Origin of the sequence: Panacagrimonas perspica, from assembly GCF_004364935.1 — a bacterium.
Taxonomy (GTDB): Bacteria; Pseudomonadota; Gammaproteobacteria; order Nevskiales; family Nevskiaceae; genus Panacagrimonas; species Panacagrimonas perspica.
Genome location: NZ_SOBT01000009.1, coordinates 669,497 through 694,201 on the forward strand (window position 1 = coordinate 669,497; position 24,705 = coordinate 694,201).

At 66.9% G+C, this 24,705-nt stretch carries 21 protein-coding genes; 12 read left to right on the top strand and 9 right to left on the bottom strand.

Annotation, left to right across the window (positions count from 1 at the left end):
* Position 1: 1 nt before the first annotated feature.
* The 5 genes from DFR24_RS14585 to rpmB all read right to left on the bottom strand — a co-directional run bounded on the left by DFR24_RS14585 (position 2) and on the right by rpmB (position 3,562).
* Positions 2 to 577, bottom strand: coding sequence for a 1,2-dihydroxy-3-keto-5-methylthiopentene dioxygenase (locus tag DFR24_RS14585; protein ID WP_133882125.1), 576 nt, complete (start codon positions 575 to 577; stop codon positions 2 to 4).
* A 25-nt stretch (positions 578 to 602) separates the two neighbouring features.
* Positions 603 to 1,196 carry a methylthioribulose 1-phosphate dehydratase gene (locus tag DFR24_RS14590; RefSeq protein ID WP_133882126.1) on the bottom strand — a complete coding sequence of 198 codons (594 nt, stop codon included), beginning with the start codon at positions 1,194 to 1,196 and terminating at the stop codon, positions 603 to 605.
* A gap of 83 nt (positions 1,197 to 1,279) precedes the next feature.
* Positions 1,280 to 2,743, bottom strand: coding sequence for a magnesium transporter (gene mgtE, locus DFR24_RS14595; protein WP_133882127.1), 1,464 nt, complete (start codon positions 2,741 to 2,743; stop codon positions 1,280 to 1,282).
* 405 nt (positions 2,744 to 3,148) lie between these two features.
* Positions 3,149 to 3,322 (bottom strand): 50S ribosomal protein L33, encoded by a 174-nt coding sequence (gene rpmG / locus DFR24_RS14600; RefSeq protein WP_133882128.1) that lies wholly within the window; start codon positions 3,320 to 3,322, stop codon positions 3,149 to 3,151.
* 3 nt (positions 3,323 to 3,325) lie between these two features.
* Positions 3,326 to 3,562 (bottom strand): 50S ribosomal protein L28, encoded by a 237-nt coding sequence (gene rpmB, locus DFR24_RS14605; protein WP_133882129.1) that lies wholly within the window; start codon positions 3,560 to 3,562, stop codon positions 3,326 to 3,328.
* A gap of 295 nt (positions 3,563 to 3,857) precedes the next feature.
* On the opposite strand from rpmB, the gene DFR24_RS14610 reads away from it, so the two are divergent.
* From DFR24_RS14610 to DFR24_RS14625, 4 genes are all read left to right on the top strand, one after another.
* Entirely contained in the window at positions 3,858 to 4,532 is a 675-nt protein-coding gene (locus tag DFR24_RS14610) for a response regulator transcription factor (RefSeq protein WP_133882130.1), read from the top strand.
* On the top strand, positions 4,519 to 5,943 hold the full coding sequence (locus DFR24_RS14615) for a sensor histidine kinase (protein ID WP_133882131.1): 1,425 nt from the start codon (positions 4,519 to 4,521) through the stop codon (positions 5,941 to 5,943). The genes DFR24_RS14610 and DFR24_RS14615 overlap by 14 nt, the downstream gene beginning before the upstream one ends.
* Positions 5,944 to 6,081: 138 nt before the next feature.
* Positions 6,082 to 7,017: an ABC transporter ATP-binding protein gene (locus tag DFR24_RS14620; protein ID WP_133882132.1), complete on the top strand. Its 936-nt coding sequence runs from the start codon at positions 6,082 to 6,084 to the stop codon at positions 7,015 to 7,017.
* Positions 7,014 to 8,345, top strand: a complete 1,332-nt coding sequence (locus DFR24_RS14625; RefSeq protein WP_133882133.1) for a hypothetical protein — start codon at positions 7,014 to 7,016, stop codon at positions 8,343 to 8,345. Before DFR24_RS14620 ends, DFR24_RS14625 begins: the two co-directional genes overlap by 4 nt.
* 27 nt (positions 8,346 to 8,372) lie before the next feature.
* Here DFR24_RS14625 and DFR24_RS14630 read toward each other — a convergent pair whose 3' ends face one another.
* Positions 8,373 to 9,320 (bottom strand): D-hexose-6-phosphate mutarotase, encoded by a 948-nt coding sequence (locus tag DFR24_RS14630; RefSeq protein ID WP_133882134.1) that lies wholly within the window; start codon positions 9,318 to 9,320, stop codon positions 8,373 to 8,375.
* Between the two features lie 130 nt (positions 9,321 to 9,450).
* Here DFR24_RS14630 and DFR24_RS14635 point away from each other — a divergent pair, with 130 nt between their 5' ends.
* Positions 9,451 to 11,775, top strand: coding sequence for a phosphatase domain-containing putative toxin (locus tag DFR24_RS14635; protein ID WP_210772309.1), 2,325 nt, complete (start codon positions 9,451 to 9,453; stop codon positions 11,773 to 11,775).
* Between the two features lie 134 nt (positions 11,776 to 11,909).
* Here DFR24_RS14635 and DFR24_RS14640 read toward each other — a convergent pair whose 3' ends face one another.
* Entirely contained in the window at positions 11,910 to 12,668 is a 759-nt protein-coding gene (locus DFR24_RS14640) for an SDR family oxidoreductase (RefSeq protein WP_133882135.1), read from the bottom strand.
* Positions 12,669 to 12,771: 103 nt separating this feature from the next.
* On the opposite strand from DFR24_RS14640, the gene DFR24_RS14645 reads away from it, so the two are divergent.
* From DFR24_RS14645 to DFR24_RS14665, 5 genes are all read left to right on the top strand, one after another.
* Positions 12,772 to 13,665: an AraC family transcriptional regulator gene (locus DFR24_RS14645; RefSeq protein ID WP_133882136.1), complete on the top strand. Its 894-nt coding sequence runs from the start codon at positions 12,772 to 12,774 to the stop codon at positions 13,663 to 13,665.
* 340 nt (positions 13,666 to 14,005) lie between these two features.
* Positions 14,006 to 15,010 carry an extracellular solute-binding protein gene (locus DFR24_RS14650; protein ID WP_133882137.1) on the top strand — a complete coding sequence of 335 codons (1,005 nt, stop codon included), beginning with the start codon at positions 14,006 to 14,008 and terminating at the stop codon, positions 15,008 to 15,010.
* 49 nt (positions 15,011 to 15,059) lie between these two features.
* Complete coding sequence (locus DFR24_RS14655) at positions 15,060 to 16,676, top strand: ABC transporter permease (RefSeq protein WP_133882138.1); 1,617 nt, start codon at positions 15,060 to 15,062, stop codon at positions 16,674 to 16,676.
* A complete protein-coding gene (locus DFR24_RS14660; RefSeq protein WP_133882139.1) occupies positions 16,660 to 17,691 on the top strand; it encodes an ABC transporter ATP-binding protein in 1,032 nt (343 codons plus the stop codon). The genes DFR24_RS14655 and DFR24_RS14660 overlap by 17 nt, the downstream gene beginning before the upstream one ends.
* A 229-nt stretch (positions 17,692 to 17,920) precedes the next feature.
* On the top strand, positions 17,921 to 19,573 hold the full coding sequence (locus tag DFR24_RS14665; protein ID WP_133882140.1) for an AMP-binding protein: 1,653 nt from the start codon (positions 17,921 to 17,923) through the stop codon (positions 19,571 to 19,573).
* Between the two features lie 104 nt (positions 19,574 to 19,677).
* Here the strand turns inward: DFR24_RS14665 and DFR24_RS14670 are convergent, their stop codons facing one another.
* Positions 19,678 to 21,036: a sigma-54-dependent transcriptional regulator gene (locus DFR24_RS14670; protein ID WP_133882141.1), complete on the bottom strand. Its 1,359-nt coding sequence runs from the start codon at positions 21,034 to 21,036 to the stop codon at positions 19,678 to 19,680.
* Complete coding sequence (locus DFR24_RS14675) at positions 21,033 to 22,772, bottom strand: sensor histidine kinase (RefSeq protein WP_133882142.1); 1,740 nt, start codon at positions 22,770 to 22,772, stop codon at positions 21,033 to 21,035. The genes DFR24_RS14670 and DFR24_RS14675 overlap by 4 nt, the downstream gene beginning before the upstream one ends.
* Positions 22,773 to 22,918: 146 nt before the next feature.
* Here DFR24_RS14675 and DFR24_RS14680 point away from each other — a divergent pair, with 146 nt between their 5' ends.
* Both DFR24_RS14680 and DFR24_RS14685 read left to right on the top strand, forming a co-directional pair.
* On the top strand, positions 22,919 to 23,935 hold the full coding sequence (locus DFR24_RS14680; RefSeq protein ID WP_136249364.1) for a hypothetical protein: 1,017 nt from the start codon (positions 22,919 to 22,921) through the stop codon (positions 23,933 to 23,935).
* Positions 23,935 to 24,429 (top strand): hypothetical protein, encoded by a 495-nt coding sequence (locus DFR24_RS14685; protein WP_210772312.1) that lies wholly within the window; start codon positions 23,935 to 23,937, stop codon positions 24,427 to 24,429. The genes DFR24_RS14680 and DFR24_RS14685 overlap by 1 nt, the downstream gene beginning before the upstream one ends.
* Positions 24,430 to 24,705 lie beyond the last annotated feature (276 nt).

The following is a 24,705-nucleotide window of genomic DNA, read 5'->3' on the forward strand; positions in this document are numbered from 1 at the left end:
CTCAGGCCGCCTGACGCAGCAGCGGGTAATGCGGCGCTTCGAGCTTCGGAAACTGGTCCGCGATCTTGTCGCCGGTGAACGTGGCGACCCAGCCTTCCGGCGTCGTGAACAGGCGGATGGCCTTGAGGCTCGGCTCCGGACCCAGGTCGAACCAGTGCGTCGTGTTGGCGGGCAGATTCAGCAGGTCACCGCGCGTGCACAGCGTGGCGTAGACCTTGCCGTTCTTGCGGATGTTGAACAGACCTTCGCCTTCGACGAAGAAGCGCGTCTCGAAATCGTCGTGCGTGTGCTCGCTGAGGAACTTCTCGCGCATCGCATCCTTCTGCGGATGCTTGGCCGTCAGGCTGATGACGTCCACCGACTGGAAGCCGTACTTCTTCATCAGGCGATCGATCGACTCGCGGTAGGCCTCGATGACCTCGTCCTGCGTGGCCTGCGCGTCGAGCTGCTTGCTGGCTTCCCAGCGCTCGAACTCGACGCCGATTTCCGCCAGCGCGTCGCGGATGTCCTCGAAACGGTTGAAGACGCGCTCGGCCTGCTGCGGGCGGCTCTCGTCATAGATGCGAAGTTCGCTCATTGTTCTCTCTCTCCTTGCTTCGTTCTTACCTCGAGTGCAACTCGCACTCGAACATGAATTCCAGCGCCTCGACGCGATGCCGCGCCTGTGCCACCGAATCACCCCACGCGTACAACCCGTGTCCCGAGATCAGGTAGGCCGGCATTCCCGGGCGTCGCTTCATGGCCTCGTCCACCTTGGCCGCGAGCCGCGGGATGTCCTGGTCGTTCTCGAACACGGGCACTTCGACCGTCGCGTCGTGAGTTTGTATCCCCGGCAGGAGTTTCAACAGTTCGTAACCCGACAAACGGATGCTCTCCTTTTGTCGTGACAGCACGGTGTTGGCGATGGAGTGCGTATGCAGCACCGAACCCACCCGCGCGTCGAAGCGATAGACCTGGCAATGCAGCAGGGTTTCGTACGAGGCCTTGCGGCTTGCATCGTCCGGGCGCCCGTCCATGCCGGCGATCAGGAACGCGTCTTCCTGCAATTCGCCCTTGTGCCAGCCCGAGGCCGTGACCAGCATCTTTTCGGCGGAGAGCCGTGCGGAAAAGTTGCCGCCCGTGGCGGGCACCCAGCCGCGCCGGTGAAAGAGTTCACCTGCGGAAATCAGCTCGGCAATCGCGGTCTGGGGGGTCATGAAGGGGGCGCACCTTACGCCATGAAAGGGGGTGTCGCAATGAAACGTTCGGTCTGTGGAAAGACCTCTGTCATACGCATCGATCAGACCAGGAATGCGGCCGCCAGGCCCAGGAAAATCAGGAAGCCCATGCTGTCGGTCGTGGCCGTCAGCACGATGCTCGAACCCATCACCGGATCCCGGCCAAAGCGGTGCAGCGCCGCCGGCGCGCACACCCCGACGAAGCCGGCGACCAGCAGGTTGAGCGTCAGGGCTGCCGCGATGACCAGCGCGAGCTTCGGATCCCCGTAGAGGACGAACGTGGCGACCCCCAGCACGAAGCCCCAGACCAGGCCGTTGATGACGGCGATGCCCAGCTCGCGGACCAGGATCCGGCGCAACTGCGACGGCCCGAGCTGGTTCATCGCCAGGCCCCGGATCACCAGCGCGACCGACTGGTTGCCCGAATTGCCGCCGATGCTGGCCACGATCGGCATCAGCGCCGCGAGCGCCACCAGGGCGCCGATGGTGTGCTCGAAGGCCCCGATCACGCGCGAGGCCATGAAGGCCGTCAGCAGGTTGATCGCCAGCCACGGCCAGCGCCGCCGCGCGGCATGCCGGATGGGCGCGAACAGATCCTCGTCCTCGCCGGACAGGCCGACCTTGCGCAGGCCCTCGGTCTGGGCGCGCTCGGCGATGGCGTCCACCACGGCGTCCACGGTGATCCGGCCGACCACTTGGTCGTGCAGGTTCACCACCGGCGCAGACACCAGGTCGTACTTCTCGAACGACGTCACGGCCTCCTGCATGCGGTCATCGGTATAGAAAAACACCGGATCGCGCGACATCTGCTCGCCAACGGTCGATTCCGGCTCGCCCAGCAGCAGCCGCGAGATCGGCAGGAAGCCGCGCAGCTTGTTGGCCCGGTCCACGACGATCAGCTCGTTGGTATGGGACGGCAGCTCCTTGCGCCGGCGCAGCAGCCGCTGCACGGCCTCGAGCGAGGCGTCCTCGCGCACCGACACGAAATCCAGGTCCATCGCCGCGCCCACGGAGTCTTCCGGGAACGACAGCACCGAGCGCACCTCGGCGAGGTCGGCCTGGTCGAGCCGCTCGAGGACCGCGCGCCGCGATTCCTCCGGCAGGCTGGCGATCAGTTCGGCGATGTCCTCCGGGTCCAGCGGCCGCACGACATCGGCCACCTCGTCGGCCGGCATATGGCAGACCAAGGCCCTGCGCACGACGTCCGCCGTCTCCAGGAGCACCGCACCCCTACGTTCCGGCCGGACCAGCGACCAGGCCAGGTCACGGGGTTCGGGCTCTAGGCTTTCGAGCACGAATGCGATGTCGGCGGGATGGAAGCCGGCCAGGCGCTGCTCCAGCGCGGCCTGGTGCTGACGGGCCACAAGCAGGGCCACGACATCCTGCTTGGCCGATCGCTCAGGACCCTCTCCGCTACGGTTGACCAGTTCCCGCTCGACGGCCTGCCGCGACAGCAGCTCGATGACCTGCGCGCGGGCCTGCTCGAGATGGCGGTGGTGGAGCTGTCTGGAAGAGATGTCGTTCATCCGACCTGCCTGCTGATTTCGATGCAGAAAAAGCGAGTAGAAACAAGAACGCCCGCTTGCGCGGGCGTTGGATTTGTTTCTCCAGCTTGGCCCCGGTGGCCTTGATCGGCTCCGTTGCTCGTTGTTCTCACTCGGTCAGGGTGCCTTCGAAATAAGGCAGCCTGTTGACAGTTCTTTCCCCGCCTTTCTAGCGGCGGGACGGCGAGGTTACTCGCTTCGGTTATGAGCTCAAAGCTTTTTCGATGCTGCGGTGCGGTAGGTTTTCTGGCTTTTCTTGCCCCTCGTTTGTCGAGGGGAACGAAAGCTGGTCACGCCGCGCCGCTTTGCTTCTGAAGCTGACCCTTCGGCCCGCTTCAGCCACCACTCGCTTGCCCGCTGGCTTCGCCGGCGGGGTGCACGGGTGGCTTACTTGATCTTCGCTTCCTTGAAAGCGACGTGCTTGCGCACGACCGGGTCGTACTTCATGAACTCGAACTTGTCCGGCGTGTTCTTCTTGTTCTTGGTCGTCGTGTAGTAGTAGCCGGTATCGGCCGTCGACACGAGCTTGATCTTTTCGCGGTCCTTCTTGCCCTTTGCCATGGCTTACACCTTCTCGCCGCGGGCACGAATCTCGGCGATGACCGCCTCGACGCCCTTCTTGTCGATGATGCGCAGTCCGTGATGCGACACGCGCAGCTTGATGAACTTCTTCTCGGCATCCACCCAGAAGCGGTGGGTGTGCAGGTTCGGCTCGAAACGACGGCGCACCTTGTTGTTGGCGTGCGACACGGTGTTGCCGACCAGGGGCTTCTTGCCGGTGACTTGGCAGACTTTGGACATGACGCGCTCTCTTTGGAGACGCGGAACGGCGCAGCCGCCCGCAAAAAGGGCGCGAAATGTACCAGCGCGGACCGGGCGGAGCAACCACTTTTCACAGGCTCCAACTCGATGGGTCCTGGAAGGGATCAACGCTCGGGGTTCGCGCCGGTGCAGCAAGGCGAGCGGGCCCGTGCTGAACCGACCATCAGCCGCCATCGAATCGTCCCGCGCAGCCCTCCCGCCTTTCAGTGGGCTTTCAGGCTGATTTTCGGCCCGGTGTTACGATTTCCCTTCGCTCCGCCGGACTCCGAATCTCATGCATCTGCTCGTAGTCGAAGACGACGCTCCCATCGCCGAAAGCCTCAAGCGCGCCCTGCAGCGAAGCGGCAACGTCGTCGACGTCAGCCACGACGGCGGCTCGGCCCTCAGCGCAGTCGGTAGCAGCGACTACGACTGTGTCGTGCTCGACCTCGGGCTTCCGGACATCGACGGCACCCAGGTGCTGCGCCAGCTTCGCAGCACCGAACGCCACACGCCGGTGGTGATCCTCAGCGCCCGTGACGAGACCGCCGACCGCGTCCTCGGACTCGACCTCGGGGCCGACGACTACATCGCCAAGCCCTTCGAGCTGGACGAACTCGAAGCGCGCATCCGCGCGGTCATCCGCCGCGCCATCGCCCGCCGCGGCGACGACGTCGTGATCGGCGACCTGCGCATGTCGTTGCGCGAACGACGCATCTATATAAGAGGAGATGCGGTCGACCTGTCGCCGCGCGAGTTCGCGGTGCTCGAATGCCTGCTGCTGCGCCACGGTTGCGTGGTCTCCAAGCGCCAGTTGCTCGAACTGATCGGCGGCGGCGACACCGACCTGTCGGAGAACGCGGCCGAACTCTATGTGCACCGCGTGCGCCGCAAGATCGAGCACTCGGGCTGCGTGATCCGGACCTTGCGCGGATTCGGGTATCTGCTGCAGGTCGATGGCGACGACTGAGCCGCGCAATCCGAGCCTCGGCGGACGACTGCTCGCAGGGCTGATCGGCCCGCTTGCCGTACTGTTCCTGATCAGCGGCGCCACGTCCTACGGGCTGGCCCAATACTTCGCGGATGCCGTCTACGACGGCTGGCTGTTCGACTCGGTGAGTTCGCTGGCGCTGGAAATCGATCGCACGGCGAACGGCCCGGTCGTCGACATGCCACCGCAGACGCAGCGGCTGTTCGAGTGGGACGTCACCGACAACACCTATTTCAATATTTCCGGCGCACGTCGCGGTCTTATCGTCGGACGCGCCAATCTGCCCGAACCCGACGACGACACCGACGTCGACGAATACCAGGGCGCGAAGCTCTACAACGCCCGCATGGACGGACAGAACGTCCGCGTCGCCGTGCTCGAACTGCCGGAGACCGACTACGGCGAGAAGGTGAAGGTCAAGGTCGCGGAGACCACGCGCAAGCGCCGCGGCCTCGCGCAGGTGATCCTGCTGAGCACGCTGATCCCGCAGCTCGTGCTGATCGCCGTGGCGGCACTGGCGATCCGCCGCGGCATCCGCCACGGCCTGCATCCGCTGCGCCTGATCGCGGACCGTCTCGAATCGCGCAGCCATCGCCAGCTCGCGCCGCTGGCCGACGAAGGCGTACCACGCGAGGTGCAGCCGCTGACGCGAGCGCTCAACGAATTGCTATCCCGGCTCGAAGGCGCACTCGCATCGCAGCGACGCTTCATCGCCGAGGCCGCGCACCAGCTCCGCACGCCGCTGACGGCGATCAAGCTGCAGGCCGACGAGATCCGCCGCGAAGGCGAGGCCACCAGCCTGCGCCCGCTGCTCGATGCGTTGCGCGCTTCCGCCGATCGGGCCGCGCGCCTGTCGAACCAGCTTCTCTCGCTCGCACGGGCCGAGCCGGACGGCGCAGGCCTGAGCGCGTTCCGTCGCTTCGATCTGCTCAGGCTGGTCGAGGAAGCGGGTGCGGAATGGGTGCCTCGCGCCGTGGCCCGTGGTCTGGACATCCGCTTCACGTCGGAGCCGGATCGCCAGCCGATCTGGATCGACGGCGACCCCGATCTGCTGCGCGAAGCGATCAACAACCTGTTCGACAACGCCCTCAAGTACCACCCGGGCAAGGGCGCGATCCATCTGCGCCTGGCGTCCACGCCGACACCGAGCGTCGCGGTCGAGGACGACGGTCCGGGAATTCCGCCGGAACTGCGCGCCCAGATGCTGCGTCGTTTCGTGCGTGGCAATCGCGGCGAAGGCAGCGGTCTGGGACTGCCGATCGCGCTGGAGATCGCACGGCTGCACGGCGGTGACCTGCTGCTGGAAGACGCGCAAAGCGGAAGTGGACTGTCGGCCAGGCTGATCCTGCCGCTGGCCGTGCCTGTATCGGGAACGGTCGTCGCTGGCTGAGGCCAGGATCGGAATGAAAGCGGGCCGCGCATACGCGAGCGTGTTGCTCTCGCCCGTTTCTTCCCGCACCGCAGATCCACAGCTGCCACGGCATCGCCCCCGCGCCGATCCCCGCATACTGCGGACACGGGAGGAGCCATGATTGGTGCGGGCGAGTTGGTCTACGAGTATCCGGGCAAGCGCGCACTCGACAGCGTCAGCTTTTTGCTGCCGGCCGCGTCCATCACCGCATTGGTCGGCCCCAATGGCGCCGGCAAGACGACCTTGCTGCGCTGCATCGCCGGACTCGATGAACCGTACTCCGGCTCGATCGAGATCGCCGGCATCGACGTGCTGCGACACCCACGCGAAGCGCATCGCCACATCGGCTACCTGCCGGATCACTTCGGCCTGTACGCGGAGTTGAGCACGCGCCAGTGCCTGCTCCATGCCGGCCGCTCGCGCGGACTCGGCGGCGAGGCGCTCGATGCGCGCGTCGTCGAGGTTGCCACGCAGCTCGGCATCGTCGACAAGCTCGACGACAAGGCCGGCTCGCTGTCGCGCGGACAACGCCAGCGCCTGGCGATCGCGCAGGCCATCGTCCATCGCCCGAGCGTGCTGCTGCTCGACGAACCCGCATCCGGTCTCGACCCGGAATCGCGCGCAGGCCTGTCGGAATTGATGCGCCGCCTTCGATCCGAAGGCATGACGCTGATCGTGTCCTCGCACATCCTGGCCGAGCTCGAGGAGTACTGCACCGGGATGCTGGTGCTGCAGCAGGGTCGCGTCGTCGAGCACCGGCTGCTCGAACAGCAGACCGCGCAGGGCACCGGAAGAATGATCCGCCTGCGGCTCGCGCAAGCCTCGACACGGCTTCGCGAGCTGCTCGCGCCGCACGTCTCCGCGCGAACGCCGCTCGATGCGGACACGCAGAAGGCGAGCTTCGAATTCTCCGGTGGCGACGACGAGCTGTCCGCGCTGCTGCAGTCGCTGCTCGCGGCCGGCCTGCCGGTCTGCGAGTTGAGCGTCGAACAGGCCTCGCTGCAGGACGCGTATCTGAGGGCCGTCGAGCACGACCGCGGAGGCGTCTCGTGAGCCTGCTGCGCAATCCGGAATTCCTGCGCCACGTCTGGCTCGAACTGACGCCGCAGCGCCTGCTCGCCACGCCGCTGATCCTCGGCCTGATCGTGCTGATCGTCTCGCAGGTCGAAATCGCCTCGCTGGGGCTGCCGACCGTCTCGATGGGGCTGTTCGTCGGCATGACGGCGCTGTGGGGCGCCAAGCTCGCCAGCGACTCGCTCAACAACGAACTGACCCAGGGCACCTGGGACAACCAGCGCCTGTCCGGCATGGGCGCGTGGCAGATGACGCTGGGCAAGCTCGCCGGCGGCCCGGTCTTCGCGTGGTACGGCGGCGCCTTGAGCCTGGTCGTGTTCGCGCTCACGACGCCGTGGAACTGGGCCTCGCTGAGGATGCTGCTGACGGCGCTGGCCGTTGCGATCTCGCTGCATGCACTCGCGCTGCTGTCGGCGCTGCTCGCATGGCGCAAGCAGCCGCGCAGCACGGCGACCCCGCGCTCGCGTGGGGCGTCGATCCTGCTGCTGATCGTCTTTGGGCCGCAGGTCTTCTTCATGCTTCCGGGCGATGAGCCCGCGGGCAACGTGCACTGGTACGCCTGGCACATTCCGGCCCCCGAGTTCCTGCTGGCCTGCGTGCTGCTGGCGATGTTCTGGGCCACGCTGGGCCTGTATCGCGTGATGCGCGAGGAGCTGTCGTTCCGCGATCCGCCGAACGCCTGGATCGCGTTCCTGCTGTTCCTGTTCGTGTTCGGCGGCGGCTGGTTCCACGGCGGCCAGACGTCGCGGATATTCGAGGATCTGGGCCCCGTCGCGGCGCACCTCGCGACCTGCCTGCTGATCTGCCTGGTGGCGAACTACGGACTGCTGTTCAGCGAGCGCAAGGACTGGGTGCGCATGCGGCGGCTCGTCGCACTGTGGCGCGATGGACAGCGGTCGCGCGCCTGGGAGCTGACGCCGAAGTGGCTCGCCACGTTCGCGCTGAGCGCAGGCGTCGTCGCGACGTTCGTCGTGGCCTGCCTGATCACCGAACCACCGATGCGAGCCATCGCGGCGGCGTGCACCGCAGCAGGATTCCTGCTGTTCCTCGTGCGCGACGCTGCGCTCGTGCTGGGCCTGAACTTCGCGCGCGACCAGTCACGTGCAGATTCCGCGGCCGCGGTCTACCTCGTCGTGCTGTACGCCTTGCTGCCGGGACTCTTCGTCGCGATCGGCCTGCAGTTCCTCGCCGCCGTATTCTGGCCGCCGCTGCTGTTCGCGCAGCCGCCGTGGCTGATCCTGATGGTGGTGCAGGTGGCGGTGGCGCTGGACTTCGCGATCAAGCGCTGGCGCAAGCTGCCGGCCTGACGAAGTCGGCACGAATCGGAGTCCGCATCACGCCGTCTTCACGCGCACCGTCTTCACGCGCACCGTCATCGCCAGCGTGTGCGTGGCGCCCGGCTCCAGTCGCAGCCGGTTCTCGTCGGCGTTGACGGTCTCGATGCAGACGAAATGCTGCCAGCCGTCGGCCGGCAGGTCTGCGAAGCCCGGCGTCAGCACCGTCCACGGATTCCAGATCACGGTGCTCAGCGATCCGGTCTTCACGATGTCGACGACGCGGTGTCCGGACGGATCGTGCAGCTTCAGCGCTGCATCGGTGTGCAGGTGCGTGTGGTCGACGTCACGCGTGAACGCGAACGGGCCGTCGTGCAGCACCTTGCGCGTCGAGCCGTCGCGCTTGTCCAGGTAGGTGCTCCCGCCCAGGCCGTCCAGCCGCGCAGGATGCACGTCGGCGACGGCGAAATAGGCGTGCAGGCCCTCTTCGTATTCGAGCGGCGCGGCGCCGCGGTTGGTGACGTGCAGTGCCACTTGCAGCTCATGGCCGACACGGCATTCCAGCACCAGCGCGAAGTCGTCGAAGCCCAGGCCCCGCGACACCTCGTCCGGTGCTAGCGACAAGCAGGCGACGACGTCGCCATCTGCTTCGCATCGCACCGAGTCGACGGTCCAAACCGACGTGCGGGCGAAACCGTGTGCCGGCGAACGCGTTCCGTGCGCCGCATCGAACGCAGCACCGTTCCAGCGCGGGCCGAACCACGGGAACAGCACCGGCACGCCGCCCCGGATCGCCTTGCCCGGCGCGAAAACCGCGGCGGGGGACAGGTACAGCACCGGGTCCGCGCCGCGCGGCGTCCATTGCGTGACGTGCGCACCCTGCAGGTAGACCGTCGCTGTTGATTCCGGAGACGACAGTTGCAAGCGCAACATGCCGGGCTCGCGCTCCTCGAAGACGGCGTGGCCGTCGATGGCGAATGTGCGATTGAGGCGGTCCAGGGTCTGCATGCTTTTCGTTTCCTTGTTCGACAGCGGTGCAGCGGCGATGAGATCGTAAGGCCATTGCAGGACGTCGGCGCCCGGATCGCCGGACTGCCGGACTGCCGGACTGCCGGACTGCCGGAACCTTGGGGACCTGATGCGCTCGATCCTGATCACCGATTGCCTGCAGCACGACTTCGTCGGGCCGATCGGCCGCTTCGATGCGCTTCCGAATGCCCTGCACGTCGGCCATGACGAATCGATGCGCCTGCTCGGGCCGGTGCTGGCGGAGGGTCCGGTGGCGCGCACGATCGCCTGGGCACATGCGCAACCGGACGAGAAGCTGCAGGTCATCCACGTGCGCGACTGGCACGACGGTGACGATCCCGCTCAGCGTTCGCATCTTTCGCAGTTCGGCCTGCACTGTGTGCGCGATACGCCGGGCGCTGCGTTCGTGTTCCGCACCGACGACCTGGCGCCGGGCAAGCAGCTGCGCCTGGTCGGGGCCACCGGCCTGTCCAACTTCGTCGGTGCCGATCTGGGCGACGCGCTTCAGCCGTTTCGCGACGAGCCGGTCCGCGTCGGCCTGATGGGTGTCTGGACCGAAGCCAAGATCAGTTTTCTCGCCTACGACCTGCAGGCGCGCTATCCGCAGTTCCGCATCGCGGTGTGCTCGGCGCTGACGGCGAGTTCGTCGCGGCAGAATCATTTCCTCGCGCTCGACCAGATGGAGCGGATCCTGGGCGTGCGCGTGTTGCCCTCGGTCGGCGAATTCGTGGATTACCTCGGCGGCAGCATGTCGGAGGCGCCGCTGATCGGCTTCTCGCACAAGCATCCCGAGATCACCGGACACGACGCCAGGGCGCTGCGCGAAACCGACCGCAAGCTCGTGCGCTACCTGTTCCGCGGTTGCCGCGAAGTCAGCGTGAAATCGCTGGACGGCGGCTTCTCCGGCAACGCGGTGCTGGCGACGCAAAGCGTCGACCTGCAAGGACACGAGCAGGTGCCGCATGTCGTGAAGATCGGATCGCGCGGGCCGATCGGCCAGGAGCGCGATTCGTTCGAGCGCATCGAGGCGGTGCTCGGCAACTCCGCACCGCGCGTCGCGGATTTCGCCGACATGGAAGACCGCGGTGCGATCAAGTATCGCTACGCAGCGATGGGACGCGGATCGAGCACCTCGTTCCAGAAGCTGTACGAGAAGGGCCTGCCGCTGGAGCGCGTGAAGGCGGTGTTCGATTCGGTGTTCATCGAACAGCTCGGGCGCTTCCACCGCGCGGCGCAGCTCGAACGCATCGACCTGCTCGAGTACTACCAGTTCAGTTCGCGCTGGGCCGGATCCGTGTCCGACAAGCTGCTCGCAATGGGCGAGGACGCGGATGCCGAGGTGCTGGAATTTCCCGGCAGCCGTCGCGTGCCGAACATCACCGCGTTCTATTCGAGCGTGCTCGACAAGCTGCCACGCCGTGCGCGACCGCATTACCTGGCGCAGCAGCACGGCGATCTCAACGGCGCGAACATCATTCTCGATGCGCAGAGCAATGTCTGGCTGATCGATTTCTTCCACGCCCATCGCGGGCACGTGCTGAAGGATCTGATCAAGCTGGAGAACGATGTTCTCTACATCTTCACGAAGATCGAAACGCAGGACGAGTTCGAGGACGCGCTCGCGCTGACCGATCGCCTGCTGTGCGTCGAGGACCTGGCCGCCGAACTGCCGCCGCTGGAAGCCGGGGCTTTGCGCTCGCCGAAGCTGGTGCGCGCCTACGAGACGGTGGCCCTGCTGCGTCGCTATTACCGCGAGCTGGTGCAGGCTGATCGCGAACCGCTGCAACTGCTGGTCGGCCAGATCCGCTACGCGGTGCACACCTTGTCGTTCGACGAGTCCACGCCGCTGCAGAAGCGCTGGGCGCTCTACACCGCGGCGAGCGCCGCGGCCCAGGTGCGTCGTCGCCTGCTGGCGGCGGTCGGCATCCGCATCGATTGGCTGCCGGCACTCGGCGGCAACGAAGGCCAGCTTGGCCTGACCTGGCTGCCCGGACGCCGCGACGCCGGGCGCGTGCTCGAAGAAGACGTGCGCGCGCTGGTGCAATCCGGCGTCGGTTCCATCGTGTGCCTGCTCGCACGCGACGAGTTCGCGCGCTACGGCGTCGAGAATCTGCTCGAGACCTATCGCGCGGCCGGCATCGACGTGCTGCATATCCCGACGCTGGATGGGCGCCCGCCGAACGCGGGCGAGCTCCGCGAGGCGGTGGACTGGATCCAGGCGCGCGTCGCCGACTCCGCGAAGGTCGTCGTGCACTGCGTCGGCGGCATCGGCCGCGCCGGGACGGTCGCCGCCTGCTGGCTCAAGAGCCGTGGTGTCGATACCGCCTCGGCGATCGCGCAGGTGCGCGAGGTCCGCTCGCCCCGCGCGGTCGAGACGAGCGTGCAGGAAGCGGCGATCGCGGCATTCGAGGGCGGTCCGTCGTTGAAGAATTGAACGCCGGGCGGGCTTTCGCGGCAGAAACTTCGTGACATGCCGCTCGTCCATCGGCCCCTGGAACCGTCACAAAAGTTTTCCGCGCCGAATCAATAAAGTTCTTCGGACACCTCCAGGCCGAAGCGGCGCTGACCTCAGCGCGGGCATGGAGTGACACGGTTGGCCAGTGCCACAGCATCAGCGCCGGCTGGATAGTGCAGCCGCGCAGATCCATCGGTTGCAGCCTCAAAGACGCTCTCGGCTACATCGATGGCCTGGGTGTGGGCGTGCTGTTCGCTCAGGCTTGCGAAGACGCTTTGCGCAAAGGGCACATAGGGCTCAGGTACAAGACCCTGCATGCGCTCCTGGCCGTTGGCCGTGAAGCGGGTCAAGGGGCCGTAACCGGGTTCGACGATCTTGACCTTGACGTCGAAGAACTTGAGTTCGTGTTCGAGCGACTCGGTGAAGCCCTCGACGGCGGTCTTGCTGGCCGTGTATGCCGCGACGAGCGGGAACGACGCCAGCGTGGCACTGGAGGTGACGTTCACGATCACGCCGGCACGACGCCGACGGAATTGCGGAATGATGGCTTGGCACATCGCCATGACGCCGAAGGTGTTGGTCTCGAAGATTTCACGGACGGTGGCCATTGGCGTCGCTTCAACGGCGCCGAAGAGACCGATGCCAGCGTTGTTGACGAGCACGTCGATCGGACCGGCTTCGTCCAGCACCTTGCTGATGTTGCGCAGGTTGGTGACGTCCAAAGCCAGAACGCGGACGTTGGGCAGACCGTCGAATAGATCCGGTCGGGGGGTGCGCATGGTGGCAAGGACCTTCCAGCCCTTGGCGTGGAAGTGGCAGGCGGATTCAAAGCCGTAGCCTGACGAGCAACCAGTGATGAGGACCGTCTTCAAGGGTGATCTCCGTGGGTGGGTGTTGACGACGGAGCGAACAGTAATTGAGCATTTCCGGATTGCCGATGCTCAGAAGTCCGGCTTGTTTTAGCGAGCGTCCGATATGGCCGATCCTCTTTCCGAAGTCGTCCGCCTCCTGCGTCCGCAGGCGATGCTGGCCAACGTGATCAGCGGCCGCGGCAACTGGGCTGTGCGCTATTCGGAATTGGGGCTGCCCAGCTTCTGTATCGTGCTGGAAGGCGGCAGCGTGCTGACGGTCGACGGACACGAACCGATCACGATCAGCGCTGGCGATTTTGTGCTGTTGCCGACCACACCCGGCTTCACGATTTCCAGCTTTGCGCCCGCGCCTCCGGTCTATCTCGACCCACGGTCGGTGAAGGGCCGGACCACGGAGCTGCGCTACGGCGATCCCAGCGGCCCGGCCGACATGCGCTCCTTGGGGGGCGCCTTCCAATTCGACGGTGCCAATCCCGGCATGCTGGTGGCATTGCTCCCACGAGTCATTCACGTCAAGGCCTCCAACCGTCTCACGCAGCTGGTGCAGATGGTTGGCGACGAATCCAGTGAGGGTTTGCCGGGCGGTGACTACATGCTGTCACGGCTGGCAGAGATGCTGCTCATCGAAGCGATGAGAGCCTCGGCAACGACGAATGCTCCTCCGGGCTTGCTGCGCGGCTTGGGCGACGAGCGACTGGCAAGAGCGCTGAAAGCGCTTCACGCACGGGTCGAGAGGCCGTGGACCGTCGCGGAGCTTGCAGATGCTGCTGCCCTGTCCCGCTCGACATTTTTTGAGCGCTTCACGCAGGTCATGGGGGTGCCTCCAATGGAGTATTTGCTGCGATGGCGCCTGGAACTCGCGAAAGAGCTACTGCGCAGTGGCGAGCAATCGATCGCTGCAATCGCTGAACGTATCGGCTACGGCTCGGCGAGCGCCTTCAGCGTCGCCTTCAGTCGCCAGGTCGGGCAGACGCCCAGTCGATACGCTCGGGGATGAGAATTGAGTCGGGCGGGAACACCTGGGGATTTGGGCACTCCGTTAGCAAATCGGTTGGGCTGCCCGCCGGCCCGGAAGCGTGGAAGTTGGGTGCGAACCACGCTTCAGAAAGCCTGACATTAGAAGCGAATACGACGAGTTGCGCCTCCGAGCCGGTCAGGCGCTGACCCGCTGGGGCCGACCAGATGGCCGCGCACGTCCATTTGATGGAAAGACTTCACAGCCATGGCAACGAAGTACTGCTTTTCGGGGAAAACTTTAATGATGGTTCTAGAGCCACGCGGAACGCCGCTCCACCCTCATCGTTATACTTGCGAAACATTCTTATTTGATCAGCGCCATGTCCCGTGTCCTGCTGCCGCTGCTGCTCCTGCTGTGCTCCTCGGCCGCGTACGCGGAGGGACTGACGGTGTACTCGGCCCGCATCGAGGACCTGATCCAGCCGATCTTCAAGCGCTACACCGACGAGACCGGCGTGCCGATCCGCTTCATCACGGACAAGGAAGGACCTCTGCTGCAGCGCCTGCAGGCCGAGGGCGCATCGACGCCGGCCGACATCCTGCTCACCGTGGACGCGGGCAATCTCTGGCAGGCCAGCCATCTGAAGATGCTGCAGCCGATCGACTCGAAGGTGCTCCAGGCGAACATTCCCGAGCATCTGCGCGACCCGGGCAACACCTGGTTCGGAATGTCGATCCGCGCCCGCACGATCGTCTATCACACCGGCCGCGTGAAACCCGCTCAGCTGTCGACCTACGAAGCGCTGGCGACGCCGGCGTGGAAGAACAAGGTGTGCATGCGCACCTCGAAGAAGGTCTACAACCAGTCGCTGGTCGCGATGATGTGGGTGGAACTGGGCGCGGCGCGCACCGAGGAGATCGTGCGCGGCTGGGTGTCGAATTTCGCGGCGGCGCCCTTCGCCAGCGACAACGAGGTGATGGACGCGATCGTCGCCGGACGCTGCGACGTGGGCCTGGTGAACACCTATTACTACGGCCGCATGGTCCGCGATAAGCCGGAGCTGCCGATCAAGCTGTTCTTCCCCAACCAGTCGAAGGCCAAGGGGCAGCTCGCCGGCGTGCACGTGAACGTCTCCGGCGCTGGCGTCACGACGCATGCGAAGAATCGCGACGGCGCGGTGAAGTTCCTCGAGTGGCTGTCGGCGCGCGAGGCGCAGGCGTTGTTCGGCGGCATGAACCTCGAGTTCCCGGCCAACGCCTCGGTGGCGCCGGACGCGATCACCGCCAACTGGGGTTCGTTCCGCCAGGATCCGATCAACCTGGCCGAAGCGGGCAAGCACCAGGCGGACGCCGTGAAGCTGATGGATCGCGCAGGCTGGAAGTGATCGCATGACCCGGCCTGCAGCCTGCCGGCACAGGCCGCGCTGACCCGGCGTGTTCCGCAAACCGGAAACCGTCGGCTGGAAACTGATCGCGGCGCTGATCGCGGCGCCGACGCTGCTGCCGCTCACCGCATCGCTCGGCTCGTTCACGCGCCTCGACGCGGAGCTGTGGTCGCACCTGTCGGAGTACGTGCTGCCGCAGGTGCTGCCGACGACGCTGATCCTGCTGTTCGGCGTGAGCCTGGGCGTGAGCCTGCTCGGCACGGCGCTCGCGGTGCTGGTGACCTTGTTCGAATTCCCGGGCCGCCGCTTCTTCAGCTGGGCTCTGCTGCTGCCGCTGGCGATGCCGGCCTACGTGCTGGCGACGGTGTTCGTCGGCAGCCTCGACTACGCGGGTGGTGTCGCGACGTTCCTGCGGGAGCATGGCGTGATGCTGCCTGAACTGCGCAACACCTTCGGCGCGGCGATCGTGCTGATCGCGGCGCTGTATCCCTACGTGTATCTGGTCGTGCGCAGCAGCCTCGCCACGCAGGGCGCGCGCGTGCTCGAAGCCGCGCGCGGCATGGGACTGACACCGGCACAGGCGGTCCTGCGCGTCGCGCTGCCGCTGTCCGCGCCCGCGATCCTCGGCGGCACGCTGCTCGCCGCGATGGAGACGCTCGCCGATTTCGGCACGGTGGCCGCGTTCAACGTCGACACGCTGACCAGTGCGATCTACAAGGCCTGGTTCGCGCTGTTCTCGGTGGACGCCGCGCTGCAACTGGCCGGGGTGCTGCTGATCGTCGTCGTCGTGCTGCTGATGCTGCAGAACCGCGTGCACGCGGCACGGCGCACGACGCAGTCCGGGCCGCCGGCGATGCGGTTGCGGCTGGCGCCGATCGGTGCGGCCCTGGCCGTCCTCGCCTGCACGCTGGTGCTGCTGCTGTGCTTCGCGGCGCCCGCGCTGCAGCTCGTGATCTGGTCGGCCCGGCATCTGGCCGACGTCAACGCCCAGCTTCTGGGTTCGGCGACGAACTCGGTGCTGCTCGGCGTCATCGCGGCGCTGCTGATCGCCTTCCTCGCCGTCATGCTCGGCTACGCGGCGCGCCGATCGTCCAGCCGCACCGTGCAGTGGGCCACGCGCACGGCGACGTTGGGCTACGCCTTGCCGGGTGCGCTGCTGGCCGTGGGCTTGTTCGTGCCGATGGCCGCGCTGGTGCGCCACGTCAACGAGGCGCTCGGCTGGTCGCTGCTGCTGCAAGGCGGCCTGGTGCTGATGCTGCTGGCCTACGCGGTGCGCTTCACTGCGGTGGCGCACGCACCGGTGCAGGCCGGCCTGTCGCGCATCAAGCCCAGCCTCGACGAGGCGGCGCGGCTCGCCGGCATCACCGGCGTCGCGCAGATCGTTCGTGTGCATCTGCCGTTGTTGCGACCGGGGCTGGCCGCCGCGTGCGCGCTGGTGTTCGTCGACGTCATGAAGGAGATGCCGATCACGCTGATGACGCGACCCTTCGGCTGGGACACGCTCGCCGTGCGCATCTTCGAACTCACCAGCGAGGGCGAGTGGCAGCGCGCCGCGCTGCCCGCCATCGCCATCGTCATCGCCGGCCTGGTGCCGGTATGGTGGCTGGTGCGCCATCTCGACGACGGCATCGCCGGAGCCAGGGACATCCGTGGATCTTCGACTTGAAACCGTGCGCGCCGGCTACGGCGCGCACACCGTGCTGCACGCGCTGAGCCTGCGACTGGCGCCGGGCACAGTCGGTTGCCTGCTGGGGCCTTCGGGCTGCGGCAAGACCACGGCGCTGCGTGCGATCGCCGGCTTCGAGCCAATCGGCGCCGGCCGCATCCTCGGCGACGACATGGTGCTGACCGACGCCGGCCACATCGTGCCGCCGGAAAAGCGCGGCATCGGCATGGTGTTCCAGGATCTGGCGCTGATGCCGCACCTGGACGTGGCGTCCAACGTCGCGTTCGGGCTGCACCGGCAGCCGCGTGCCGAACGCGATGCGCGCGTCGCCGAACTGCTGGAACTGGTCGGCCTCGCCGGTTCGGCGAAGGCGTATCCGCACCAGTTGTCCGGCGGCCAGCAGCAGCGCGTGGCGCTGGCGCGTGCGCTGGCGCCGAAGCCGCGACTGATCCTGCTCGACGAGCCGTTCTCCTCGCTGGACGTGGAACTGCGCGAACGGCTGTCGCAGGACGTGCGCGCGATCCTGCTGCACGAGAAGACCACGGCGCTGCTGGTCACGCACTCGCAGTTCGAGGCCTTCGCGATGGCCGACGTCATCGGCGTGATGCGCAGCGGCCATCTGCATCAGTGGGACACCGCCTACAACCTGTATCACCGGCCGGCGGACCGCTTCGTCGCGGACTTCGTCGGCGAAGGTCGCCTGCTTCCGGGTACGCGCCGGGCGGATGGCGCCGTCGAGATGGAACTGGGTGTGCTGAGGGCGCACGCGGAGATCCCGCCACCCGGCCCCGTCGAAGTGCTGCTGCGACCCGACGACGTCGTGCACGACGACAGCAGCGCGGTGCAGGCCACCGTCACGGCCCGCGCGTTTCGTGGCGCCGAGTTCCTGTATTCGCTGCGGCTCGACTCGGGTCGCGAAGTGCTGTCGCTGGTGCCCAGCCATCACGATCACGCGATCGGATGCCGCATCGGCATCCGGCTGGACGTGGAGCACCTGATCGCGTTCGCAATTTGAGCCGTCGACCGCATGGCCGTACGCGATACCGCTCCTTCGAACGACAAAAAAACGTAGCCCGGGTGAAACCCGGGGCTTCTTCTCCAACGTCGGGCGAACAGCCCCGGGTTTCACCCGGGCTACGGGCTCGATCGAAGAACCACCCGATTGGGTAGGCCTTAGTCGCTCCCGCGAGGGGCGCGTCGTGGGTCACAATCCGCCCTCATAAAAAGAGATGAGGAGATTCGAGATGCGTGCGCAGTCCCGAGGCCGGACCGATATCCCGCTGCTCGAGCAGACCCTCGGCGACAACTTCGAGGCGACGGTCGCGAAGTTTCCGGACCGCGAAGCGGTAGTGATGCCACACCAGAACATCCGCTGGACGTATCGGCGCTTCAATGACGAGATCGACCGCGTCGCGCGCGGGCTGCTGGCGCGCGGCTACCAGAAGGGCGATCGCATCGGCGTCTGGGCGCCCAACCTGATCGAGTGGATTCTCGTGCAGTTCGCCACCGCCAAGCTCGGCGTGATCCAGGTGAACATCAACCCTGCGTATCGCAGCAACGAGCTGGCCTATGCGCTGCGCCAGTCGGGCTGCCGCGGCATCGTGGCCGCCCGCCAGTTCAAGACCAGCAATTACGTGAAGATGATTTCCGAGATCCGCGCCGACGTGCCGGACCTCAAGGAGACGATCTTCATCGACGATCCGGGCCAGCCCGCCGACTGGGCGCAGCTTCTCGCCGACGGCGAGCGCATTCCGCGCAGCGAGATCGCGGCGCGCATGAAGACGCTGGATCGCAACGACGCGATCAACATCCAGTACACCTCGGGCACCACCGGCGCGCCCAAGGGCGCGACGCTGTCCCATCGCAACATCCTCAACAACGCGTACTTCGACGGCGTCTGCCAGAACTTCTCGGAGAACGACCGCTTCTGCGTGCCGGTGCCGTTCTATCACTGCGCCGGCATGGTCTGCGGCAACCTGCTGTGCGCGAGCTTCGGCGCCACGCTGGTCGTGCCCGCGCCCGCGTTCGATCCGGGCGCCACGCTCAAGGCGATCGAACAGGAACGCTGCACCGGCGCGATGTGCGTGCCGACGATGTTCATCGCGATGATGGCGCACCCGGACTTCGAGAAGACCGACAAGTCGAGCCTGCGCACCGGCACGATCGGCGGATCGCCGTGCCCGGTCGAGGTGATGAAGCGCCTGGTGACCGACTTCCACATGCCCGAGGTCGAGATCATCTACGGCATGACCGAGACCTCGCCGGTGTCGGCGCAGACCGGTCCGGACGATCCGATCGAGAAGCGTGTCGGCAGCGTCGGGCGCGCGCATCCGCACGTCGAGATCCGCATCGCCCACCCGGACACCGGGCAGACCTGCGACTACGACGAGACCGGTGAATTCCAGACGCGCGGCTACTCGGTGATGCTCGGCTACTGGAACGACGAGAAGCGCACGAAGGACACGATCACGTCCGACGGCTGGATGCGCACCGGCGATCTGGGCGTCATGGACGAGCAGGGCTTCGTGAACATCGTCGGCCGCATCAAGGACATGATCATCCGGGGCGGCGAGAACGTGTATCCGGTGGAGGTCGAAGGCTTCCTGTACACGCATCCGGACATCCGCGACGTGCAGGTCATCGGCGTGCCGGACGAGAAGTTCGGAGAGGAAGTGATGGCCTGCGTGATCATGAAGGACGGCCGGCCGCCGCTGACGTACGACGCGATGAAGGCCTTCTGCAAGGATCAGCTCGCGCACTACAAGATCCCACGCTACCTCGAGGTCGTCACCGAATATCCGATGACGGTCACCGGCAAGGTACGCAAGGTCGAGATGCGCGAGCAGGCCGTGAAGCGCCTGGGGCTGGAACAAGCCGCGGCGATCAAGACCGCGTGACGCGGCGGTCTTAGCCGCCGTAGCCCGGACGAAGTCCGGGACTGCTCGCCAAGGCAGGAACAGGATCCCTGGCTGCGCCCGGGCCAGTCATGGGACGCGGACGCTCATTCGCCCAGACCGTATTTCTTGAGCTTGTACCAGATCGAGCGCTCGCTGATCCCGAGCTTCTGTGCGGCACGCGACTTGTTCCCGCCGCTGTCGCGCAGGGCTGCGGCAATCAGGCTGCGTTCCAGTGCCTCGACCGCGGGCTCCAGGCGAAGGTCGGACGGCGGGTGATCCGTCGTCGCGTACGTCACCACAGGCGCCCCGACATCGAGCGGAAAATGCACGGGTTTCAAATCCTGTGTGCCGGCCAGGATGAATGCGCGCTCCACCATGTTGCGCAGCTCGCGCACGTTGCCTGGCCAGGCGTATCCCTGCAGATGCTCGACGACGTCGGATGCGATCGCGGACGGCACCGCGCCGCGCTGTAGTTGCGCGAAATGCGCGAGAAGCGCGGGCAGGTCTTCGCGCCGCTCGCGCAGCGGCGGCAGTTCAATGGCGAAAACGTTGAGGCGGAAGTACAGATCTTCGCGCAGACGACCGTCACGGATGGCCTGCTGCGGTGCGCGGTTCGTGGCGGCAACAAGACGTACGTCAAGGCGGATAGCGTCGTTTCCACCCAGGCGCTGCATCTCGCCGGACTCGATGACGCGCAACAGCTTGGCCTGCAACGCCACCGGCATCTCCGCCAGCTCGTCGAGGAACAAGGTGCCGCTCTGAGCGAGTTCGAACTTGCCGACACGGTGCTTGACCGCTCCGGTGAAGGCGCCCTTCTCATGTCCGAACAATTCGCTCTCCAGCATTTCTGCCGGAATCGCGGCGCAGTTGACCGGCACGAACAGCGCATCCGCGCGCTCCGAGCCGTCATGGATCGCGCGTGCCGCCACTTCCTTGCCGGTGCCGGTCTCGCCGGTGAGCAGCACGCTGGTGCGTGTCGGCGCGACCTGCTCGATCTGCCGTCGCAGCTTCTGCATCGCGCTGCTGATGCCGACGAGCCCGTGCTTTGCGCGCGCCACTTCGCTGCGCAGGAAATCGTTTTGCTGCAGCAACCGGCGCGACGCGAACACGCGATTGACCGCCAGTTCCAGCGCCTCGACGTCAAACGGCCGCAGCAGATAATCGCAGGCACCGAGCCGCAGTGCTTCCACCGCGCTGTCGAGGCTGCCGTGCGCGGTCATCAGGATCAGCGGCACGTCGAGCTTGGCTTCACGCAGACGGCGCAGCAGCTCGATGCCGTCCAGCCGCGGCATGCGCAGGTCGCTGACGACCAGGTCGATGCCGCCTTCCTGCACCCGCTCCCAGGCCTCGAGCCCATCGGCGGCGGCGAGGGTGCGATAGCCGCGGCGCGCGAGCATGATTTCGAGCACGCGCCGCATGTTGGGCTCGTCGTCGACGATCAGTACGCGCGGGGATGAAGTCACGGAGTCCGGCCCGGGGGTTGTGGCAGCCATAGTCTGATGCGTGCGCCGCCCCAGGTGCTGGTCTCGGCCGCGACGTCGCCACCGTGCGCGCGCACGATCTGCCGCACCACCGCCAGGCCCAGACCGAGTCCGCCTTCGCGCTTGTGCACGAAGGGCTCGAACAGGCGCTGGCGATCCTCGGGCCCGATACCCGGACCATCGTCGTCGACGTCAACGATGAAGCGCCCGTCGTCTCCATGGCTGCGCAAGCGCACGCGGCCGTCGCGCGGCAGGATCATCAGCGCGTTGCCGAGCAGGTTGAGCAACACCTGAATGAACTGCTCGGCGTCGACGTCGAGGATCGGTTCGCGCGCCTCGCACACGACTTCCACCGTCACGCCGCGATCCCGTGCCTGCGCCGCCAGCAGCGTCGCCGCGTGCCGCATCAGGGCGTGCGCGTCGCTGGCCTGCTTCTGCGGCGCGCGCGTGCGCGTCTGGTCAAGCATCGAAGCGACGAGACGGTTCAGGCGCTCGGTCTCCGACTGCACGATGCGCAGCAGCTCGGCGCCCTCCGGGCTGAGGCCGGGTTCGCCGCCCAGCATCTGCGCCGACGAGCGCAGGATGCCCACCGGCGTGCGCACCTCGTGCGCCATCAGGGCGGTCACCTCGCCCAGCGCCGCCAGCCGTGAAGCCTGCACCAGCGTGTTCTGCGAGCGCTGCAACTCGTCGATCAGGTGCACGAAGCTGCGCCCGAGTTCACCGATCTCGCCGGGCCCGGCCCGCGGCGGCACCGAGGCTGCGCCGGGCCGCAGGTAGTCGCGCGTGAACTGCGTCAGGCGCACCACCGGCCGCGCAATCAGGCTCGACACGCCCAGGCTCGCCAGCACGGTCACGAGCAGTGTCGCCGTCAGCAGACCGGCGAACACCACCCCCATGCGCCGCACCGGCGCCAGCGCGACATCGCGCGACTGCAGCATCAGCGTGCGCCAGCCCAGGATGGAGACACCGGACGCACCCACCACCACTTCGCCGCTCATCAAGGGTTCGCCGCCGCGCAGCTGCACCAAGCCCACGCCGCTCCAGCCGTCCACGCGCACACCGTAGTCGTAGCCGCGTCCGCGCAGTCCCTCCGAAGCCGCGATCACGCGCCCGTCGCCGTCGAGGACCAGCAATTGGCGCGACGCGTCGGCCGCGGCGTCGAGCACGCTCTCGAGCTGGCGCCAGTCGACCTCGAGGAGCAGGTCACCGATGCGGCCTTCGCCGAACGACGATGGAATATCCGTCCGCAGCAGCAGCGCACGGCGGTCACGCACGGTCGACGGCGCTTCCAGGCGCACGCGGCCGCCGGCCGTATCCGTGTGCAGCCACGCAGGCCCTTCCGGACGCAACTGGCCGATCGCTGCCGGATTGCTGCTGGCCATCACGCGCCCGGCGGCGTCGACCGCGTGCAGGTCGAGGTAGGCGCCGCCGTAACGGCCCTTCATCTGGGCCAGGAACGCCGACAGACGCTTGTCGACATCCTGCAGCCGCAGGTCCTGCATCACCTCGAGGTGATTCCAGGTGGTGGCGTTCTGCACACGCTCGTACAGCAGGCGGTCGAGGTCGCGGCCGGCGCCTGCCGCGGCCTGCGACACCGCCTGTTCGATCTGCGCCTGCATCGCCGCGTGGCTGCGTTCGAACGCCAGCCAGGTCAGCGCCGTTGCCGGGACCACGCCGACGAACAGGAAGGCGAGCAGGAGGATGCGGCGGATGGTCACGCGTCGATTATTCAGCTGTGGGTGTTTGCTCCGCCAGCGCGGCGACGCTAGCGTGCGCCCCCGTGCCCAGCTCCCGCACCTTCGTTCGACTCGCGCTCACAGCCGTGTGGGCGCTGCCGTTTGCCGCGACCGCGCAAACGGCAGCAGTGGAAAGTGCGGACCCGGTAGCGGCGCCGGCGCCGCCGCCCATCGGGCAGGATCCGCTGGCGCAGCGCTACGCGCTCGGCCAGGGCCTGCGATTGGGCTCTTCGGGGTTCACGCTCGGCGGCTACGGCGAACTCGGCTACCGCGATCCCGGTGACGCCCGCGACTGGGACGCGGCGGTAGATGCGCTCAGCGCCTTCCTGTGGTGGGACGGCGGCGGACGCTGGCGCTTCTTCTCCGAGACCGAACTCGCCGACGTGGCGCGCGTCGACAACGACGGCGCGCATGCCTCGGACGCCGAACTGATCTCCGAGCGTCTGTATCTCGACTACGCATGGCGTGACGAGCTCAAGCTGCGCTTCGGAAAGTTCCTGACGCCAGTGGGACGCTGGAACCTGATCCATGCGGCACCGCTCACGTGGACCAGCTCGCGCCCACTGATCACCGAGGCCACGTTCCCCACCAACGCCACCGGCGCGATGGTGTACGGCGTGCTGCCGTGGACCGCGCAGGGCATCGAGTACTCGGTGTACGCCTCGCCCGGCGAGGAGCTGTTCCGCGAGGACGATCTCGACACCTTTCGCGAGGCCGTCGGCGCCCGTGTGTCCGGTTACGCCGGTCCGCACGTGCAGCTGGGCCTGTCGTGGGCGACGTTCGAGCAGGAGTCGGACGCCGAGACGCGCAAGCAGCTCATCGGTGGTGACTTCGCCTGGTCCTGGCATCGGTTCGAGCTGTCCGGCGAGTACGCCGTGCGCTCGCTGTCGGGCCGCGAGGAGCAGCAGGACGAGAAGGGCTACTACGTGCAGGCGGTCGCGCCACTGTTCGCCCAGGTATACGCCGTGGGCCGTTACGAGGCCTTCCACCAGTCGGGCGCGGACCGCGACCTGAACCTGTACCTCGGCGGCCTCGCCTGGCGGCCGATGCCTGCGCTTGTGTTCAAGGGCGAGTACTCGCGCGCCACCGACAACGACGTCGGCGTGCCGGACGGGTGGCGCGCGTCGATCGCGGTGCTGTTCTGATGCCAGTGCTCCGGCGCGTCCTGCGCGCGGCGCTGCTGCTGGCCGGAGCCCTCGCGACCGGCACTCCAAGCGCCCAGGAGCGGCCGTGGATCGCGGTGATCGTCCCGGCCGGTGAAACGCAGCGGTTCACGCCGCGCGAGCTGGCCCTGATCTTCCAGCGCAAGAAGCTCTATGCCGACGACGGCACGCGCATGACGCCGGTCAACCTGCCGGCAGACCACGCCTTGCGCGAACGATTCTCCCGCGCGGTGCTCGGACTGCGGCCGGAAGCGCTGGAGGAGTACTGGAACCAGCAGTACTTCCAGGGCGTGCTGCCGCCGCACGTGGTCGGCTCCGAGCAGGCGATGCTGCGCTTCGTGGCCGCCACCGCGCACGCGGTCGGGTACACCGCCGCCTGCTACGCCGAGCCGGGCCTGCGCACGGTGCTGCTGATCGATCCGGCCGGAGAGTTGAAGCCAGCGGATCAGCAGCCGGCCTGCGCGGAATCCCGGTGAAATCCTTGTAGGGCGGATCGGCCGCGGTTTCGTCACGGCGTCAATCGCCGGGTCCGGAATGCAGGGCCGACCCGACCGGTGCGGTGGACGATCGCGCAAATCCTGCAGACGTTTCTTGCAGCACTGCAGGATTCGTCGGCACGCAGCGCGTCGCCAATCGCCGCGGACGACCGGCACAAGCCATTGATCTGATTCGGGCATACCGAACGGCCGGGCGCGAAAGCGCATGCGGTACTGGTCTTGCGCGATGAAAGTCGGCCCCGTCCTTCCGAACAC

Excerpts from the sequence above, each read along its gene's own strand:
- DFR24_RS14585 (WP_133882125.1), bottom strand. The coding sequence starts at position 577 with ATGAGCGAACTTCGCATCTATGACGAGAGCCGCCCGCAGCAGGCCGAG.
- DFR24_RS14590 (WP_133882126.1), bottom strand. The coding sequence starts at position 1,196 with ATGACCCCCCAGACCGCGATTGCCGAGCTGATTTCCGCAGGTGAACTC.
- mgtE (WP_133882127.1), bottom strand. The coding sequence starts at position 2,743 with ATGAACGACATCTCTTCCAGACAGCTCCACCACCGCCATCTCGAGCAG.
- rpmG (WP_133882128.1), bottom strand. The coding sequence starts at position 3,322 with ATGGCAAAGGGCAAGAAGGACCGCGAAAAGATCAAGCTCGTGTCGACG.
- rpmB (WP_133882129.1), bottom strand. The coding sequence starts at position 3,562 with ATGTCCAAAGTCTGCCAAGTCACCGGCAAGAAGCCCCTGGTCGGCAAC.
- DFR24_RS14610 (WP_133882130.1), top strand. The coding sequence starts at position 3,858 with ATGCATCTGCTCGTAGTCGAAGACGACGCTCCCATCGCCGAAAGCCTC.
- DFR24_RS14615 (WP_133882131.1), top strand. The coding sequence starts at position 4,519 with ATGGCGACGACTGAGCCGCGCAATCCGAGCCTCGGCGGACGACTGCTC.
- DFR24_RS14620 (WP_133882132.1), top strand. The coding sequence starts at position 6,082 with ATGATTGGTGCGGGCGAGTTGGTCTACGAGTATCCGGGCAAGCGCGCA.
- DFR24_RS14630 (WP_133882134.1), bottom strand. The coding sequence starts at position 9,320 with ATGCAGACCCTGGACCGCCTCAATCGCACATTCGCCATCGACGGCCAC.
- DFR24_RS14635 (WP_210772309.1), top strand. The coding sequence starts at position 9,451 with ATGCGCTCGATCCTGATCACCGATTGCCTGCAGCACGACTTCGTCGGG.
- DFR24_RS14645 (WP_133882136.1), top strand. The coding sequence starts at position 12,772 with ATGGCCGATCCTCTTTCCGAAGTCGTCCGCCTCCTGCGTCCGCAGGCG.
- DFR24_RS14650 (WP_133882137.1), top strand. The coding sequence starts at position 14,006 with ATGTCCCGTGTCCTGCTGCCGCTGCTGCTCCTGCTGTGCTCCTCGGCC.
- DFR24_RS14665 (WP_133882140.1), top strand. The coding sequence starts at position 17,921 with ATGCGTGCGCAGTCCCGAGGCCGGACCGATATCCCGCTGCTCGAGCAG.
- DFR24_RS14685 (WP_210772312.1), top strand. The coding sequence starts at position 23,935 with ATGCCAGTGCTCCGGCGCGTCCTGCGCGCGGCGCTGCTGCTGGCCGGA.